This is a genomic window from Ornithinibacillus xuwenensis (assembly GCF_039614845.1).
Lineage (GTDB): Bacteria > Bacillota > Bacilli > Bacillales > Amphibacillaceae > Ornithinibacillus > Ornithinibacillus xuwenensis.
The window spans coordinates 366,559-382,920 of record NZ_JBDIML010000002.1; the positions used below are offsets into that span (position 1 = coordinate 366,559).

Annotated in this window: 22 protein-coding genes; 12 read left to right on the forward strand and 10 right to left on the reverse strand. The window is 38.0% G+C overall.

From position 1 onward, the window contains the following. Positions 1 to 75: 75 nt before the first annotated feature. Positions 76 to 393 carry a CHY zinc finger protein gene (locus ABC228_RS07690; protein WP_345824525.1) on the reverse strand — a complete coding sequence of 106 codons (318 nt, stop codon included), beginning with the start codon at positions 391 to 393 and terminating at the stop codon, positions 76 to 78. 202 nt (positions 394 to 595) lie between these two features. Between ABC228_RS07690 and ABC228_RS07695 the strand changes: the two genes are divergently transcribed. Then, positions 596 to 1,162, forward strand: a complete 567-nt coding sequence (locus ABC228_RS07695; RefSeq protein WP_345824526.1) for a DJ-1/PfpI family protein — start codon at positions 596 to 598, stop codon at positions 1,160 to 1,162. Positions 1,163 to 1,274: 112 nt separating this feature from the next. Beyond that, positions 1,275 to 1,709 carry a pyridoxamine 5'-phosphate oxidase family protein gene (locus ABC228_RS07700; protein WP_345824527.1) on the forward strand — a complete coding sequence of 145 codons (435 nt, stop codon included), beginning with the start codon at positions 1,275 to 1,277 and terminating at the stop codon, positions 1,707 to 1,709. A gap of 44 nt (positions 1,710 to 1,753) precedes the next feature. On the opposite strand, the gene ABC228_RS07705 is transcribed toward ABC228_RS07700, so the two are convergent. Then, positions 1,754 to 2,560, reverse strand: a complete 807-nt coding sequence (locus ABC228_RS07705; protein ID WP_345824528.1) for an N-acetylmuramoyl-L-alanine amidase — start codon at positions 2,558 to 2,560, stop codon at positions 1,754 to 1,756. Between the two features lie 197 nt (positions 2,561 to 2,757). On the opposite strand from ABC228_RS07705, the gene ABC228_RS07710 reads away from it, so the two are divergent. The 3 genes from ABC228_RS07710 to ABC228_RS07720 all read left to right on the forward strand — a co-directional run bounded on the left by ABC228_RS07710 (position 2,758) and on the right by ABC228_RS07720 (position 4,495). Then, positions 2,758 to 3,180, forward strand: a complete 423-nt coding sequence (locus ABC228_RS07710) for a VOC family protein (protein WP_345824529.1) — start codon at positions 2,758 to 2,760, stop codon at positions 3,178 to 3,180. A 59-nt stretch (positions 3,181 to 3,239) separates the two neighbouring features. Continuing rightward, positions 3,240 to 3,803: an alpha/beta hydrolase gene (locus tag ABC228_RS07715; protein ID WP_345824530.1), complete on the forward strand. Its 564-nt coding sequence runs from the start codon at positions 3,240 to 3,242 to the stop codon at positions 3,801 to 3,803. Positions 3,804 to 3,931: 128 nt separating this feature from the next. Continuing rightward, a complete protein-coding gene (locus ABC228_RS07720; protein WP_345824531.1) occupies positions 3,932 to 4,495 on the forward strand; it encodes a GNAT family N-acetyltransferase in 564 nt (187 codons plus the stop codon). Positions 4,496 to 4,544: 49 nt separating this feature from the next. Here the strand turns inward: ABC228_RS07720 and ABC228_RS07725 are convergent, their stop codons facing one another. Beyond that, positions 4,545 to 5,387, reverse strand: coding sequence for a class I SAM-dependent methyltransferase (locus ABC228_RS07725; RefSeq protein WP_345824532.1), 843 nt, complete (start codon positions 5,385 to 5,387; stop codon positions 4,545 to 4,547). A 136-nt stretch (positions 5,388 to 5,523) separates the two neighbouring features. On the opposite strand from ABC228_RS07725, the gene ABC228_RS07730 reads away from it, so the two are divergent. Both ABC228_RS07730 and ABC228_RS07735 read left to right on the forward strand, forming a co-directional pair. Continuing rightward, positions 5,524 to 5,949, forward strand: coding sequence for a hypothetical protein (locus ABC228_RS07730; RefSeq protein ID WP_345824533.1), 426 nt, complete (start codon positions 5,524 to 5,526; stop codon positions 5,947 to 5,949). Positions 5,950 to 5,965: 16 nt separating this feature from the next. Further along, the gene (locus ABC228_RS07735) at positions 5,966 to 6,889 is read left to right on the forward strand and encodes a fumarylacetoacetate hydrolase family protein (RefSeq protein ID WP_345824534.1); all 924 of its coding nucleotides are present in this window, start codon (positions 5,966 to 5,968) and stop codon (positions 6,887 to 6,889) included. Positions 6,890 to 7,272: 383 nt separating this feature from the next. Here the strand turns inward: ABC228_RS07735 and ABC228_RS07740 are convergent, their stop codons facing one another. From ABC228_RS07740 to ABC228_RS07755, 4 genes are all read right to left on the reverse strand, one after another. Further along, positions 7,273 to 7,407: a hypothetical protein gene (locus tag ABC228_RS07740; RefSeq protein WP_345824535.1), complete on the reverse strand. Its 135-nt coding sequence runs from the start codon at positions 7,405 to 7,407 to the stop codon at positions 7,273 to 7,275. A 136-nt stretch (positions 7,408 to 7,543) separates the two neighbouring features. Then, the gene (locus ABC228_RS07745; RefSeq protein WP_345824536.1) at positions 7,544 to 8,089 is read right to left on the reverse strand and encodes a hypothetical protein; all 546 of its coding nucleotides are present in this window, start codon (positions 8,087 to 8,089) and stop codon (positions 7,544 to 7,546) included. 36 nt (positions 8,090 to 8,125) lie between these two features. Further along, the gene (locus tag ABC228_RS07750; RefSeq protein ID WP_345824537.1) at positions 8,126 to 8,509 is read right to left on the reverse strand and encodes a VOC family protein; all 384 of its coding nucleotides are present in this window, start codon (positions 8,507 to 8,509) and stop codon (positions 8,126 to 8,128) included. Between the two features lie 78 nt (positions 8,510 to 8,587). Next, the gene (locus tag ABC228_RS07755; RefSeq protein WP_345824538.1) at positions 8,588 to 8,866 is read right to left on the reverse strand and encodes an ArsR/SmtB family transcription factor; all 279 of its coding nucleotides are present in this window, start codon (positions 8,864 to 8,866) and stop codon (positions 8,588 to 8,590) included. A gap of 479 nt (positions 8,867 to 9,345) precedes the next feature. On the opposite strand from ABC228_RS07755, the gene ABC228_RS07760 reads away from it, so the two are divergent. Then, a complete protein-coding gene (locus tag ABC228_RS07760; RefSeq protein WP_345824539.1) occupies positions 9,346 to 9,561 on the forward strand; it encodes a CDGSH iron-sulfur domain-containing protein in 216 nt (71 codons plus the stop codon). Positions 9,562 to 9,591: 30 nt separating this feature from the next. Here the strand turns inward: ABC228_RS07760 and ABC228_RS07765 are convergent, their stop codons facing one another. Continuing rightward, a complete protein-coding gene (locus ABC228_RS07765) occupies positions 9,592 to 10,743 on the reverse strand; it encodes a hypothetical protein (protein ID WP_345824540.1) in 1,152 nt (383 codons plus the stop codon). Further along, positions 10,736 to 11,329 (reverse strand): sigma-70 family RNA polymerase sigma factor, encoded by a 594-nt coding sequence (locus tag ABC228_RS07770; RefSeq protein ID WP_345824541.1) that lies wholly within the window; start codon positions 11,327 to 11,329, stop codon positions 10,736 to 10,738. Before ABC228_RS07770 ends, ABC228_RS07765 begins: the two co-directional genes overlap by 8 nt. A 357-nt stretch (positions 11,330 to 11,686) precedes the next feature. Between ABC228_RS07770 and ABC228_RS07775 the strand changes: the two genes are divergently transcribed. Then, the gene (locus ABC228_RS07775; protein WP_345824542.1) at positions 11,687 to 13,390 is read left to right on the forward strand and encodes an FAD-binding dehydrogenase; all 1,704 of its coding nucleotides are present in this window, start codon (positions 11,687 to 11,689) and stop codon (positions 13,388 to 13,390) included. A 239-nt stretch (positions 13,391 to 13,629) separates the two neighbouring features. Here ABC228_RS07775 and ABC228_RS07780 read toward each other — a convergent pair whose 3' ends face one another. Then, entirely contained in the window at positions 13,630 to 14,280 is a 651-nt protein-coding gene (locus ABC228_RS07780; RefSeq protein WP_345824543.1) for a glycoside hydrolase domain-containing protein, read from the reverse strand. Between the two features lie 175 nt (positions 14,281 to 14,455). Between ABC228_RS07780 and ABC228_RS07785 the strand changes: the two genes are divergently transcribed. From ABC228_RS07785 to ABC228_RS07795, 3 genes are all read left to right on the forward strand, one after another. After that, the gene (locus ABC228_RS07785; RefSeq protein ID WP_345824544.1) at positions 14,456 to 14,602 is read left to right on the forward strand and encodes a hypothetical protein; all 147 of its coding nucleotides are present in this window, start codon (positions 14,456 to 14,458) and stop codon (positions 14,600 to 14,602) included. Positions 14,603 to 14,732: 130 nt separating this feature from the next. Then, a complete protein-coding gene (locus ABC228_RS07790) occupies positions 14,733 to 15,377 on the forward strand; it encodes an SDR family oxidoreductase (RefSeq protein ID WP_345824545.1) in 645 nt (214 codons plus the stop codon). 152 nt (positions 15,378 to 15,529) lie between these two features. After that, positions 15,530 to 16,282, forward strand: a complete 753-nt coding sequence (locus ABC228_RS07795; protein WP_345824546.1) for a hypothetical protein — start codon at positions 15,530 to 15,532, stop codon at positions 16,280 to 16,282. Positions 16,283 to 16,362 lie beyond the last annotated feature (80 nt).

Sequence of the window (16,362 nt, forward strand, 5' to 3'; positions counted from 1 at the left end):
ACGAAAAGAAGCAATCACCATAGATTGAAAGGTGATTGCTTCTTATTTTTCTCAGATATGCTAGAATGACAGATTTTATGTCACCTCAAAGTATAGGTGGTGATGATATTGGCATCCTTCGTTAAAGCTTGATTGGCAATTTGGGCAATGTGTTGTTTTTAGGTATTCATGAATCGTGAGTTCTGTCTTGCAAACGCCACATATAATAGCCTTCGTATCGAATTCCTTGGCTTTCCATCTAATTATGTCGTGATTCTCACTTTCTTCATGACATTTAAAGCATGGATAATATTTATGACAGCATTTAAATTTTATCGCAATGATATCCTTCTCCGTATGATAATGTGTACAACGCGTTTGTTCATCAACTATCGGTCCATAAATCTTCGGCATTCCTTTTCCTCCTTACCCCACATTCACTATATAGAGTGTACTACAAATTAGTAGAAGAAGAACAAAATATAAGTGGATTCATTTGATGGAAAAACAGTTCTTGTGACCTATCTGTAAAGGATAAATTCTGGGAGGACTAATTGCTCTTGGAATCGAATATAGTATGTAAGTGTTCAATATAAAATCATGAGGAGGAGTAATCATGACCAAAAAAGTACTGATTCTTGCTGGAGATGCAGTAGAAGCTTTGGAGATTTATTATCCCTATTTTCGTTGTTTAGAGGAAGGCTTCGAAACGACAATTGCTGCATTATCACCGAAGAAACTGCACACTGTTGTTCATGACTTCATCGGATGGGATACATACACAGAAAAGGAAGGATATTTAATTGAAGCTACTGCAAGCTTCGAAGCTATCAATCCTGAGGAATATGATGGGTTAATTATTCCGGGTGGTCGTGCACCGGAGCATATGCGTTTGAGTGAGCATGTACCTGTAATTGTTCGTCACTTCTTTGAAGAAAATAAACCAATTGCGGCTGTTTGTCATGCGGCGCAAGTGTTATCGACTGTTCGTGAGCATATGAAAGGAAGAGAACTGACGGCCTATATTGCTTGTAAGCCTGAGGTAGAAGCATTAGGTTCAACTTATGTTAGTGAGTCCAATCATACGGATGGTAACTTAATATCGGGTCATGCTTGGCCAGACCTACCGACTTTAATGAAAGAATTTGTGAAACAGGTTAATGGTGTTGGTGTAGAAGCGTAACCTATTAAAAAAGGAGTAATTTTGATTCATGATAGTTACTCCTTTTTACCTTCCTTTGTTTAAATTTGGCTATAGTTAGCAATACTAAGCATATCGAATTTACGTAAAGGAAGTGTGTTTGTTGAGTCAACAAGATATACGTGTAGAAGTGGAGAAAATTATTGAAGAAAATAAAGTTGGTACAATGGCAACGATAAAAAATAATCGCCCACATACAAGATTTATGACCTTTTTCCATGAGGATTTAACCTTATATACGGCTACAAGCACTGAAACGGATAAGGTGGAGGAAGTTGAAGAAAATCCATATACACATATATTAATTGGTTACCAAGGAGAAGGATATGGTGATCAGTATGTGGATTATCATGGTAAGGTATCAATTAATAATTCAGAGGAACTAAAGCAAAAGCTATGGACTGATAATATGGCGCCATGGTTTGATGGACCGCAGGACCCAGCCTATACGATTTTAGAAATTAAGCCGGAGCTCGTGAGATTAATGCCCAATCAAACAGGAGAAGAGCCAAAAGAAGTACAATTATAGAATTGGTTATGTAATCTGCCAAGCACCGCTTGGCAGATTCGTGATTATCGCTGTTCTTGCTGTATATAAGCGTCTGGAACAATTTGCTGTACAGTATCAAGATGTCTCTCGGCATTATTAGGGTTTGCAAATGCACCAGCTTGCACCCGGTACCAACGTTCTCCTGAAATAGTAGTTGTTGATACAAATGCAGCAATATGATTGTCTTGAAGATTTTCTACACGACTTTCTGCGTTGTCTCTTGATTGAAACGAGCCCGCTAAAATAACGTAAAACACATCAGGTTCAGGATCGTTGTTGTTTTTTTGCGGAAGGTTAAACGCGCGCGCAATTCCATTTACATGCCCCTGCGCTACCTGCTGTCTCCAAGAATTATCTCGCATGAAGGATGCATCGTGTGCATTATCGATAAACCCGTTTTCAGAAAGAAATGCAGGCATATTGGATTCACGGAGTACATGAAAATTTGCTTTTTTCTTGCCACGATCGCGTAATTGATTTACCGCGGTAATTTCTTCGTGCAGAATATCTTGATAGCGTGCTGTTTGGGAAGAATCGGAAAGTGAGCTATGAATATAGTCTTCATAGCCTTGAGCAGAACCATTAAACGCATTACAATGAATGGAAACATAATAGTCTGCTCCCCATGTATTTGCTTCGTTCGTACGTTGGCTTAAGCTCTTGGTAATATCACTAGTTCGACTCATCTTCACGTCTACATTTTCGTAATTACTAGTTAATAGATTATTAATTTTTAAAGCGATATCTAGATTAATATTTTTTTCTTGAAGGCCATTTCCCTGTGCACCAGGATCATTACCTCCATGACCAGGATCAAGATATAGCTTCATCTTAATTTTCCCTCCAATCAACTGAAAAATGGCTTACGTAATATCATATTCATGGAGTAGTTATCAAACTGGACAAACAGCTTGAATTCGTTGATTTTCCACACCTGCCTTTTTATATGGAGGGTACTTTTTTAGCTTGTAATACTAGTGAAAAATGGCGTACTAAACGCCATAAAAAATAAATTAGAGGTGAGAAAATGGTAGTTGAAATAAACCCTTATTTAATAACAAATGGTAATGGAAAGGAAGCCATTAAGTTTTATGAAGATGCATTAGATGCAAACGTTCTTGGCGTTCAAACCTTCGGAGAAAATCCGGCCCAGAGCGACTCTTTTTCTGCTGATGTTAAAGATCGGGTATTACATGCCCAATTGAAAATTGGGAAATCTGATTTAATGATCTCGGATACTTTCCCAGATCAGCCTTTTCAAGTTGGTAACCAGCTGTCCATCGCTATTATGATTAATGGAAGTGAGAAAACGAGAACAATCTTTGAAAAATTAGCAAATGGTGGTAAGGTAGAAATGTCTTTACAAGAAACTTTCTGGAGTCCCTTATATGGTCAAGTTCAAGATAGATTTGGTGTCCTATGGCAAGTCTCGACTATAGAAGAAAAGTAGAGATGCATGTAATGGAGGTTGGTAATACAACCGCTTAATTTTTAGGGAGGTATCCAGAAATGAAAAAGCAAGTGTTATTTATTCATTGCGCAGGTCCTCAAGGAAATCAACAAGGAAGTGAAGGGTTAGTTGAATATTTACAGCAAAATCTTAGCAATGAGTATAGCTTACTCAATCCCAGCATGCCAAACCCAGAGGAGCCAGTTTATCATCAGTGGAAAAAAGAACTTCAGAAAAACTTCGATTCACTCACCGGTGAGGTCATACTTGTCGGGCATTCCTTAGGTGGTACAGTATTATTGAAATATCTGTCAGAAGAGGAATGTAACGTTTCGATAAGGGGGCTTTTTATTGTAGCTACACCCTATTGGGGAATTGATAGGGACTGGAGTCGTTCAGATTTTGTACTAGATGAAAGATTCTACGCGAAATTACCACAATCGATTGATACTTATTTTTATCACAGTATGCATGATGAAACTGTCCCAATTAATCACTTAGTCCAACTTACGAAGGGTTTTGCGGATACGACCATACGTATTCAGGATGGAAGTAGTCACTTATTTGAAAACGGACTAGCAGAATTAGTAGTGGATATTAAAAATAGTAATCTAGAAAGATAGCTTCTGATTTTAATAGCATAACACTGTACGGCGAATTATGCTGTCACTGCCATTTGATATAATAGAGCTTAACGTAATACTATCTAATAATCTGTAGAACTAGGTTCACATAAAAATGGAGGAGAAATATGAAACAGCACCAGGCTTTAACGGAAATACCGATATTGGAAACAAAGAATTATTTGTTACGAGGAGTAGCGCTTGATGATGCAAGTAGGCTGTTCGCCTTCATGCAAGATAAAATCACCATGCAATTCATTACACCACATCCCGTGCAGACTGAAGAAGAAATGGAGGCGGCCATTAAACAATACTTAGCTAAGTTTCAGGAACAAAAAGAGATACCCTGGGTAATTATTCATAAAGAAGATGGAGCTTTAATTGGACAATTCCGATTGCATAAGCTACATATGTGGCACAGAAAAGCAGAAATGGGAGCTGTAATTCAGCAGGATTATCAAAAAACAGGCGTGATGACCGAAGTGTTGGGGGTTATTCTTCCTTATGTTTTTGAGACGTTGAACCTTAATCGATTAGTTGGTGATATATTTTCCGGAAATGAAGGATCGAGAAGGCTATTAGAAAAGTTTGGTTTTAAAAAAGAAGGGGTACTAAGGCATACGGATTTTGATGGACAAGCCTTTCATGATACAGTAGTGTATTCCATGTTAAAGCACGAATATGAAGCATAGAAAAATCTCTTGGTCAAAGAAGCCAAGAGATTTTATATTACTTGAACGATTACTCCGCTGTAAAGGTATAAGCAGCCATGGGTCTCACGTTATTCTTGTTAATGGCATCTTCTAGTAGCTTTATTTGTGACTGTATTAATGTCGAGAGCCTTGAAGGCATTTCATTACTGTTTATTAGTTTATCGTGATATTCCGAAAGCGTTTGATGGATCTCCCATTCCCCATCTTGGAGCATAGGCGAATAGATAGATTTCTCGTGCGTAATATTCCACCCAGCCTTTGTCGCTATTTCTTTTAAATCCATCGGTGTAAATAGTGTGCGAACATTTGATGATGTCTCACTTTGGAAGCATTCATATTGAGCCTGTATAAGAACGGCAAGAAAGTGAGGGAGCTGTTCGGCAGTTGTTACGCGCGTATCCCATTCAGCAAAGCATAATTTCTTACCCCATTTCTTCAGTTTTTGCAGAATTTTTTCAAGTTCATGAGCATTGTTTAAGTACCATGAACTGTGTGATAAAATTACTGCATCAAAAGTATGCTCATTAAATGCTACGTCATCAGATAGGATATCTCGTTCGAAGTCAACCTGTATTCTAGAGGATAAGGAAGAACTTTTTAGATAGTCAATCGATTCGCCTAAGGTAAGCGGGGCTCCATAATCAGGAGAAGCGATATCGACGCCATGTACAAAACCATTTTCTCCTACCAAATAAGCAAGAACAGCCGTAGTATCCCCTTGGCCACAGCCTATTTCTAATATATTGTTACCATCCTCAATACCCCAAAAGCGAGCTAATTTAAGACGGTGTTCGGTTTGTATCTTTTGTGTTTCATAGTTTAATTCGCTAGCTGCCATACACCCTACAATATAATTTAATGGGTTCGTCATAATCGTGTTCAACTTCTTTCTTTATTAGTAAATTTCTCCTTATACTTACAATATCAATAAGGAAGTAAACCCACAACTGAATTTGCATAATTATCAGATAACCACATAATAAGGTACAATAATAGGGAGGATTCCAATGTCAAAAGTAATTATTCGTTATGGAGTTGCGCTATTGGTGTCTCTTTTTTTATATCTGTTATTGTCCCCGTGGGAATTTCCCAATCTGATAACACATTTTTGCGTGTTTTTGCTCGTATTATTTTTTCCGTTAATTCTTGTGTTTTTACATGCAAAAAACCAGTGGAAGGCATTTTGGCTAACATTTGGATTTTCCTCTATAGGTGCTATTAGGTTACTGGTGGGATTAATCTATAAAGACAAGATCTCCATAATAGACAGTATACGTGTTAATAAAGATAATCTAATTATAGTGGATGGAAATCGAATGCTTATTGGTGAACCCATTTCATATTGGTATTTAGAAGGACTTCTGATATACCTTTTCTTTGGAATTTTAGGAATATTAGTAGGGATAATTGTGCAAAGAAAGTCCCAAAAATAGAGAATGAGGTGTGCAAATGAAACTAGTCAGTTATCGCTTGAAGGATCATAATGATCCATTACGGATTGGATTTGTTTTAGAAAATAAGGTTGTAGATTTACAAGAGGCATATCTACAAATGCTTTCTAAACAGAGAAGGAACGAGGACTTAGATGGATCCATTCCAACCAGTCCAAATGATTTTTATAAGACAGGGAATGCTGTAATAACCAAAGGAATTGAAGCCTATACATACGTTCAAAATAATCCAAACGATGTAAGCTATTTGCTGCGTGAAGAAGTATATCTAAGCACCCCTATTCCCAATCCATCAAAAATAATATGTGTTGGTCGAAATTATGTGGAGCATGCTGCAGAAATGAAGAGTGATATTCCTGACTATCCAGTGTTATTTGCTAAATTCTCGAATGCCTTAATTGGTCCTGAGGATGAGATTAACAAAACACCAGCTACCGACAAGCTTGATTATGAAGTAGAGCTTACCGTTGTTATCGGAAAAGAGGCATCCAATGTGCCGAAAGAGGATGCGTTTGATTTTATTGCAGGCTATACCATCGGAAATGATATTACAGCACGGGATTTACAAAAACGAACACCACAATGGCTGCAGGGTAAGACATTGGATAGAAGTACTCCAATTGGACCATGGGTTGTAACGGCAGACGAAATAGAAGATCCTGGTAGTCTCGTAATTAAAAGCTATGTGAATGGTGAAGAACGCCAGTCTTCTAACACAGAAAAATTTATCTTTGATATCCCATATCTAATCGCTTTCATTTCCAACCTTATTACACTTAATCCTGGTGATATCATTATGACAGGGACTCCTGATGGCGTGGCATTTGGAATGGAGTCACCCAAATTTCTGCAAGCTGGTGATTTGGTTACCCTGGAAATTGAAAAGATTGGCAGGATGGAAAATCGTGTAGGAGATTCGTAACGTTTCGCTGATCACTGGACTGTTCTTGACAAATTGGACAATAATACTAACAAAAATGGCACAAATTTACTGATATTCACCTGTTCCACTATTTTTTTTTCAGTGAGCTTAAGAAGTCACGATTTTATACTAATATAGTCGAAGTCAAGAAAAGTCCATTGACAGTAATGACCGTGTTGTTTCACTTTTGCATCCTTTGGTTAAATAAGAAAAATTTGCAAGTTGCATATATGTTTCCAGAATCAAAAATCAGTATTGCTGACTTATGTTACAGAGAAAATTTAATTGTCCATTTACCAGATTGGTTTAACACTTTGTTTAAATTAAACTTAACTTCAAACTTCTTAGGGAGTTCTCTGTTAGGCTTAATTTCGATTAAGCCTCTACATTCTTTTATCGGATACCTTATTGTTACTATCCACATTAGTATGATTGATTAATTTACCGTTAATATATACATCGGGTTTTTCCACTACACTATACTTATCATACGCAAGTGCTTTCTCCGATTTTATCATTTACTCAACACCTAATCGTTCTTCCCCATCTTTTTAAATTTTTTTGTACTGTGAAGCACATACTTATGTTTGAAACTTTGATAAATTAGAAAGCTGAAGATATTTTTAATCTTCAGCAAGCCATGATATTGAGGTACTACTTAAATATATTCATATATTTTTTCTGGTACTTTTTGTCCTCAATCGTATCAATCAAATCTAAAGCCGTTTGTTTGATAGACCCATCATTTAAATGGTCATATAGATTCTTCATATTTTGAAGGATGTCATTACGAATTAAAGTGAAATTCTTTTCATCTGCTCCTTTTTTAAAACGTTGAACCATATATTCCATCACCATTTCTTTTTGGGCTGCGCCCGCAATTCCGACCTTCCATATGGATTGGAGACTATGCCTAGCTGTCACAAACTTTTCATCATAGGTTACTTCCCATAATTTAGAGAAATCTTTCATCATCCTCATCTCTGGATCGCTTATGGCTAGGTTAGCTAAATATTGAGCTACACGAGAGCGTTGATGGTTATCTTTATGCGTTAAGTCCTCCACTAGTTGATCCCATATCTCATACGCCCAATCAACTTTTTGATCCGTTATTTTTAGGATATTATGATAGGCTTCATAACGCTCATTTTTATCGCCCGATTTAGATTTTTCAAATTCCAATCTTATGTTACTATCCATTTTTATCCCACCTAATTTTCAATGCTATATCATAAATTACTGCTGTATTATCTGAATAAGATTGCCGCAAGTATCATCGAAAACTGCTATGGTAATATTCCCCATTTCTGTAGGGCCCATAGTAAACTGTACTCCTTTTTCCACTAAACGTTTATACTCCTTGTGAATATCTGAAACACCAAACATTGTTACTGGAATTCCATCGTCAAATAACTTCTGTTGATACTCTTTTGCAGCTGGGTGTTCATTCGGTTCGAGTAAAAGCTCTGTTCCGTCTAGTTCATCCCGTGATACAAGCGTTAACCATCTATGTTCTCCTGTAGGAACGTCATGCTTTTTTACAAATCCCAACGTTTCTGAATAAAATTCTAATGCCTTTTCTTGGTCATCTACGAATATACTGGTAACAACAATCTTCAAATGTTTTTCCTCCCTTAATATCTGATTAATGCTCTACTATTAATTGAGCTTGAATCTCGTTAGATGTTTTTTGAAAAATTACTCTATCCATCCTTTCAACAAATTTTTGAGTGGTTCATTATTGAAAATGAGTACTCGATATTTTCCCTTTTTTTGCGATTTTACGAGCTCAGCAACTTCCAATACAGTAAGATGTTTTGCTATCGCTTGTCGCGAGATGGAAAGGTCATGCTTCATAACGAGACGTGTTGTAAGTTCATACAACGTTAACTCGTTGCGTTCAGATAGCTCATCTAATATAAGCCTCCGAGTGGCGTCACTAAGTGCTTTGAATATAGCGTCATTATCCCAATTCATGTAGCAAGTATAAGCAACCAAATGGTTGCGTGTCAAGTGTATGCAACTATAAAGTTACTTGAATAGCAAAATGTATTACCAATCATGTCAACTTATGAACTAATTAACTTTGTTAAATTTAATTTAAAAGAAACCTGTATCTGATCTAAAATGTGCATTAGGACACCCTTGGTTAGTAGTCTTTCATACATGAAATAGTAATCAGCTTTGCTGTGCAGTATTTAGTCTAAGCCTAAATACTTACAACTTTCTTATTCCACATTACTTCACAGTTAGCTTAATAATTTCTAACATAATACTAGCATAATATTTTAAATATATTTATCCGTATAGCTGTGAAATTTAACTTTATTGCAAGTGAAAATTGTACGACTGGTCACTTCTCTCCGCAAAATGCGTATCGGCACATTTTGGGCTGTAAAACGTAAGATAATACATCCAATGGTTTTATAAAGAGTATTATCAGAGGAGAGGGTTATATGAGTGATAAGGTAGTGATTAAAGTTAATGATAATGGTTCCTATCGCATTACCGGAAATGCGGAGTTAGTGGATGCGGAAGGGAATGTATTTGAAACGAAAAAGAGTTTTTCATTATGTCGATGTGGTCATTCAGCAAATAAACCATTTTGTGATGGCACACATCGACAGTTAGACTTTGAAAGTGCCCCACGTGCACCAAAAAAACATCCGTAATCCTTACTGGGTTACGGATGTTTTTTCGATTTACTGAATAGGCAAATAAGAAACCTTCCAGACGTTGGATGAGCTGTCTTTATAGAGTCGGAAACTGATGAGATTATCTAAGGTGTATCGAATGAGCACTTCTTCCTCGTTCAGGTAAAATTCCTCAAAAGATTTTACTTCTAGCATGCTTTGATAAAATTCCGCGGCGTTGTTCTCAGAATAACTTGCTTCCGCTAAGAAGGTTTCTTTATCAGGATAGTAATGATTTTCCTGTTTGTAATACAAAGCATATTCTACTTCAAGATCTCCCTTATAGGTAGCGTGTTGGTAGATTTTAAAGACGTCAATTGGATTTAATCCGGATAGCAGCTTATCGTCTAGTGAAGCTTTATAGTCTTCATATACCGCTTGTAGTTCCTTGGATAATGCGATTGTAGTGGAATAGCTTTGTATTGCAATCCCTGACATACCTTGCTGGTCGGCGACCTTTACATAGATGCTAGATCCTTCGGGTGAATAGTGATAATTTATCTCCGTAACCTGTAAGGAAAGCTGGGCTGAATTCTCAATCTCACTCTTATAAACTGCCCGAGCAAATTCTTCATTGGAAATAAATATAGGGATTTCTTTTGCTTCATCGCCCATTGCTATCGGAATTTCCTGTCGTGATTCTTCAGTGGGCTGGAATTCCAGTGGTTGATTATTCATAAAGTTCCCTGCAATCATCGCCCCACTAAATGTAATGATGATTTCATTACTATTTTCCTCGATGTTCTCTACTGAAAAACTAGGATCATGTTGGACGGTTTCCGGATTGAAAACATTTCCGAGTGAATTTGACTCTGCCATTCCGGCACTGTCTTCTTCACCTGCTGTTTCACCTTCAAAAGAATCCATTTGTGCTTCGGCAGTATTGAGTTCAGCCGTTTTTTCACTTTCGGCATCAGTGGCTTTGTCACTACTATTAAACATATTTGGTTGATTATTAATCGTAACAGCAACTATAAGAATGGTAACCGCAATGACAACACCAGTAAGAAGCTGTGGATAGAGACGAAAGCTTCTGCGGCGCGGCTGCTTATCTGTAAGTTGGTTGATTTTACTTCGAATCGCTTGTTTGTCTTTTTCGGTAAATGACGTCGGTATGTCCTTTTCGAATTTTGTTTTTAAATCTTTTAGTTGCTTATCCATGGCTTTCACCACCTCGTTTTGGAGATAAGCATTCCTTCAATTTTTCACGGCCTCGATTGAGCCTGGTTCGAACAGTTGCATCATTCATTTTTAATGCTTGGCTAATCTCCTTTGTAGATAATTCTTTAAAATAGAATAAGATAATAACTTCACGGTATTTTACCGGTAGGTCCATCACCTTTGTGAACAACTCATTCGAATTATCCTTTTGGAGTGTCCTATCTTCAGGTGTTATCTCTTCCTTTGTTATCGTATGTGAAGATTGTGCAAGCTTCTCGCGCAGTCTTTTATTGCGGGAATTCCAGCTTCGCAAATAATCTTTACTTTTGTTAATGGCGATAGAGTAGATCCAACTTCTTAAAGAAGATTTTCCTTGAAAGGTATTTAGTTTTTGGTAGATAGTCACAAAAACCTCTTGTGTTACATCATCTGTATCGGCACTGTTTTTTAGGTAAGTAAATACAAGTCTTTTAATCTCATCTCCATACGTATCCATGATTATCTCAATAGCCTGGCTTGGGTTTAATTGAACGATTTCCAGGTCTTCTTTATCACATGTCGGATGGAAAGCTTTCGAGTGGCCCACTCAATTTCCTCCTAACTTCCTATCTCGTATATAAGACGTGATGAATAGCATAGATGTTTCATACAAGCGTTTTTAATTTTTATCCCGCATGTATCGGGCAGTAGTTCTACACCGAATTAAAGTTTTACTTTATTTGTAGTGTATCATAATAAGCGCTTAGAAGTACTTGTGTTTATAATTTTCAAAAAATAATTGAGGTTATGACATCGTAATACTATACTTAGGTAAAGAATCGTTCTATATGCTTTTGTTCCGGTCTAATGTTAGGTGGTTCACGAACAAGGTTTATGCGATAGAAATTAAAGTCATCATGGAGTGTAACCACTTAAAAGTCACGAATGTTATTGGGGGAGAATGATGATGAAGAAGTTCGACGCAATTGTTGTAGGGGCAGGACTTGCAGGGTTAGTTGCTACGTCTGAGCTTGCGGATGCAGGAAAGCGGGTTTTATTGCTTGATCAGGAGCCAGAGGCATCCTTAGGGGGACAAGCCTGGTGGTCATTTGGCGGGCTGTTTCTGGTTGACTCTCCAGAACAGCGTCGAATGGGAATTAAAGATTCTAAAGAGCTGGCATGGCAGGACTGGTTAGGAACGGCAGGATTTGACCGTGAAGCGGATGAAGATTACTGGTCAAAAAAATGGGCGGAAGCGTATGTGGATTTTGCAGCAGGAGAAAAGCGGTCCTGGCTACGCAGTTTAGGTGTACGATTCTTTCCTGTAGTTGGATGGGCAGAACGTGGTGGTTATCTAGCAGAAGGGCATGGGAATTCGGTGCCTAGATTTCATATTGTATGGGGAACAGGTCCTGGTATTGTTAAACCATTTGAAACCAAGGTTCGTGAATATAGGAAGGAAGGTCTGATTGACTATCGGCCGAGACATCGCGTAGATTATTTAGTACACGCAAATGGGCGTGTGACAGGAGCGGGAGGTGCTGTGCTAGTACCAAGCGATGCTAAAAGAGGTGAAACTAGCTCTCGTGATGTTGTCTGGGATTTTGAATACGAGGCAGAAGCGATAATCGTTACAAGTGGAGGTATTGGTGCAAATTTTGAACTAATCCGTAAAAATTGGCCGACTCGATTAGGAAATCCGCCTCAACGGATGGTAGCAGGTGTTCCCGCACATGTTGACGGTCGAATGCTCGAAATTACAGAAAAAGCCGGAGGAAGAATTGTCAATCGTGATCGAATGTGGCATTACACGGAAGGGATAAAAAACTGGAGTCCGATCTGGCCACAGCATGGTATCCGAATATTACCAGGACCTTCTTCTATTTGGTTGGATGCACGTGGAAGACGATTCGCCGCTCCAAACTTTCCAGGATTTGATACGTTAGGAACATTAGAAACGATTATGAAAACGGGATATGATTACTCATGGTTCATTCTGACCGAGAAGATTATTGAAAAAGAATTTGCATTATCAGGTTCAGAGCAAAATCCAGATTTAACTGGAAAAAGCATTCGGAAGGTTTTATCGAGAATATTACCTGGTCCGCCCGCTCCGGTTAAGGCATTTATGGATAAAGGAGAAGACTTTATCGTTGAGGATAATTTGCATGAATTGGTTAAAAGAATGAATCAACTTACCGGTGATCACTTACTTGATGTAAAGGAAATTGAAAGACAAATTACTGCTAGAGATTTAGAAATGGATAATACCTTTACAAAAGACCTTCAAATAACAGCGTTAAGAGGAGCAAGGAATTATCGCGGTGATAAATTAATTCGTGTTGCGTCACCACATAAAATCTTAGATCCCAAAAATGGACCGTTAATTGCAGTTCGGTTAAATGTTTTGAGTAGGAAAACCTTAGGTGGACTTCAGACAGATTTATCAGCTAGGGTTCTTGATAATAACGGAGACCCAATCACAGGACTTTTTGCTGCGGGTGAAGTAAGCGGTTTTGGAGGTGGTGGTCTTCATGGGTATCGTGCACTTGAAGGCACTTTTTTAGGTGGGTGTTTATTCTCAGGTAGGATTTCTGGTAAAAGTGTTGTCGAAGCGCTGGGCAAAGGCGCTATAACAAAAACTGTTACGCAAGAAGGAAAAGGATGAGTAGCAATAGAGCTACGCATCCTTTTCTCGTAAGTAAAGAAAGTATAAATGTTTGGAGTGACTTCATCCATTAACAGGAACAGCCACGTCCAGCTTCAGCGCCCAAAGACAAGCGAGACTTCCCTCGCCTTCGTAGGATAAGTAGTCAACATCGGCTTTCTTCGGTCGCTGTGTTTCCTTTATCTCCTACGGTCCAGTACCGTCCGTATGTCTCTATCATGGGGCTTGCGCTTTTGTTCTTACCATAGACCTTCCAATAATCTCGTATCAAATAAATTAGTATCAATCGGACATTCCTCAGCATTTTCACCGTACTGCCATCCCCACACATTTGCTTGGCATCTAGGGGTAATTGGATTGTACGCTGGTGCATCTCTTTTTCTAGTTGGTCCAGGTGTTGGTTCCTGACTCCATATAACAAGCTGGTTGCTTACTTCGGCATTATTGGCAACTGCTGCACAATAAGCCTCGTTAAAATTAGATGTACTTGGGTCTGCATAAATACCAGGGCGGTAGCCACTCGGATATAAAGCATCAACCCATCCACGAATCCATGCTTCATCTATATCAAAGGATCTTTCTGTATTAGCAAAGACGAAGTTGCCTTCTGGATAATTAAGTCTTCTCGCATGAAATATTGCATTCGCAGCCGTAACTCTCCCGTTACGATAGCCGACGGCTGAATTGAAATCATTGTAAATAGGTAAAATCCGTATCCCATTACGGCGTATGAAGGAAGCTTCACTTTCCGTTAAACCTTCGGATACATTTGGAACGGTTGTTAGATATCTTCCCCAATACGAAGGCTTTCCAAAATTATTTATCACACAATTGTAGAGCGCTTGGGTGACACTTGCTGCAGAATCAACTCCCCAAACTTCATTTGGCATATACAATTCTCCCTTATGGTTCATTAGTCTAAATATCATATGAACCAACGTGCGAATAGGTCATCCTAGAATAATTCTTTGGGCTAAATGGTCTCATAACCCCGAATTCAGAAAGAGAGTATAAGTTTGCTATAAGTCCAAAAACTATAATGAATATGAAAAGGGAGGCGATGAGTTGGTCAATAAGGAAAAGGAATTTAATAATATGTTTAAAGAAAATAAAAATCATGGTGAGCACCGAAATGGACGAAAAAGTCAATTTAAAAATAGCTCTGTACATGGTAGTGAAGAACCAAATGAATACTTAAATCGGAAGGACTAAAAAGCAAGTAAGAGAGGTTTTCCTCTCCTACTTGTTTTTTTACTTGAGACCATAAAAATGCGAAATCCTTTCATTTATGTAGGAAATATCAAATAATATAGATAAAGGTATTTTTGAAAGGAGTTTCATAATGAAGGTTTTACTTATTGGTGCAAACGGTCAAATCGGTAAACACATCGTAGATCTTTTACAAGCTAGTGAAAACCATACAGTTCGAGCATTGGTTCGCAAAAAAGAGCAAGCAGATGCTCTACGAGAAAAAGGCGTTGAGACAGTTATAGCCGATTTAGAGGGTTCTGTTGATGCGCTTGCAGATGCGTTAAAAGGCTGTGATGCAGTTGTTTTCGCTGCGGGTTCTGGTGGAAAAACAGGCTTTGATAAAACATTGCTGGTGGATCTAGATGGGGCAGTTAAATCGATGGAAGCGGCTGAATTAGCAGGAGTAAAACGTTATCTTATTGTCAGTGCACTTCAAGCGCATAACCGTACTAATTGGAGTGAGGTAATAAAGCCTTATTATGTCGCAAAGCATTATGCAGATAGAATGCTGATGGCCTCAGGCCTAGATTATACCATCATTCGACCAGGTGGATTATTAAATGAACCTGGAACCGGTAATGTTAGGGCTGCAAATAATTTAGAGCGTGGCTCTATTCCGAGAGAGGATGTTGCGCGCACAGTTGTCGCTGCACTAGATGAGCCTGCCACCATTAATCGTGCATTTGATTTAATTTCTGGAGATGAATTAATCTCCGATGCAATCAAGAACATATAAAATTTTAAACGTCAGATGCATGAGTCGTGCCTCTGGCGTTTTTATTTGCATACAACGAAGGATAGTTATTTGTCCCGTGGAAGGATAGTGGTGCATAGAATGAAGTAGTTGAATCTAATTGTGAATAGGGACATGTGAGAGGGAGTGTTACCTTGGGAATATTTATGAACACGAGTGGACATCCAAATCTATTTAAAAATAACGAATTAATCGAAGAACCAAATCAAAGCTACTTTAAAAGCGACTTCCTAAAAGAGTGGTTACAGGTGCAACAAGAAGCAAATGATTCGTTTCATAAAGCATTTAAGGATATGAGGATATCGTTGCAAAAACAAAAATATATGGATGATAGTAGATGGAGAGAGGTTGCTGATGAAATAGAAGGAATAAAAAAGACAGGAGATAAACACGCTGAATTCGAAAAACAGGCAAGGGATTGGTTGATGATGTTGGAGGATAATAGTAAAGAGCTACATCGGGTAGTTGAGAAAAATAGTATGGTTAATCAGGATATGTTAGACGAAATAAATCGAATTCATAAATCCAATGAAGAAATCGTAAGCCAGTTAGAAAAATATGAGCATGCCAATCATCATTTCACTAGTAAAATGGATGAACTGGTTACTTTACAACAATCGATGTCAGCACAAATTGATGTTCAAAATGATAAACAAGATAAGGTCATACACAATATAGAGAATCAGGAAGCATTACTGGAAAAATCCTATCGCCAGCTGAGTAATTTACGATCAATATTATTTGAAAGAACTAGTTTTGTGGCAGAGAAGATTGAAGAAAGCTATAAACTCACCTCCACTTTTTTATTTAAACTGATTTCAGGAAATGATAAACCATTAACCTTAATGATGGATCAAAAGAAGGAAAGTAAAACCAAAGGAGAATAAAGCTTGGTCCATGAGAAACATCGGCTGAACGCATGGTTAATAAGCGGCATATTATCTTTGAAGGGCAGAATCTATGAAGA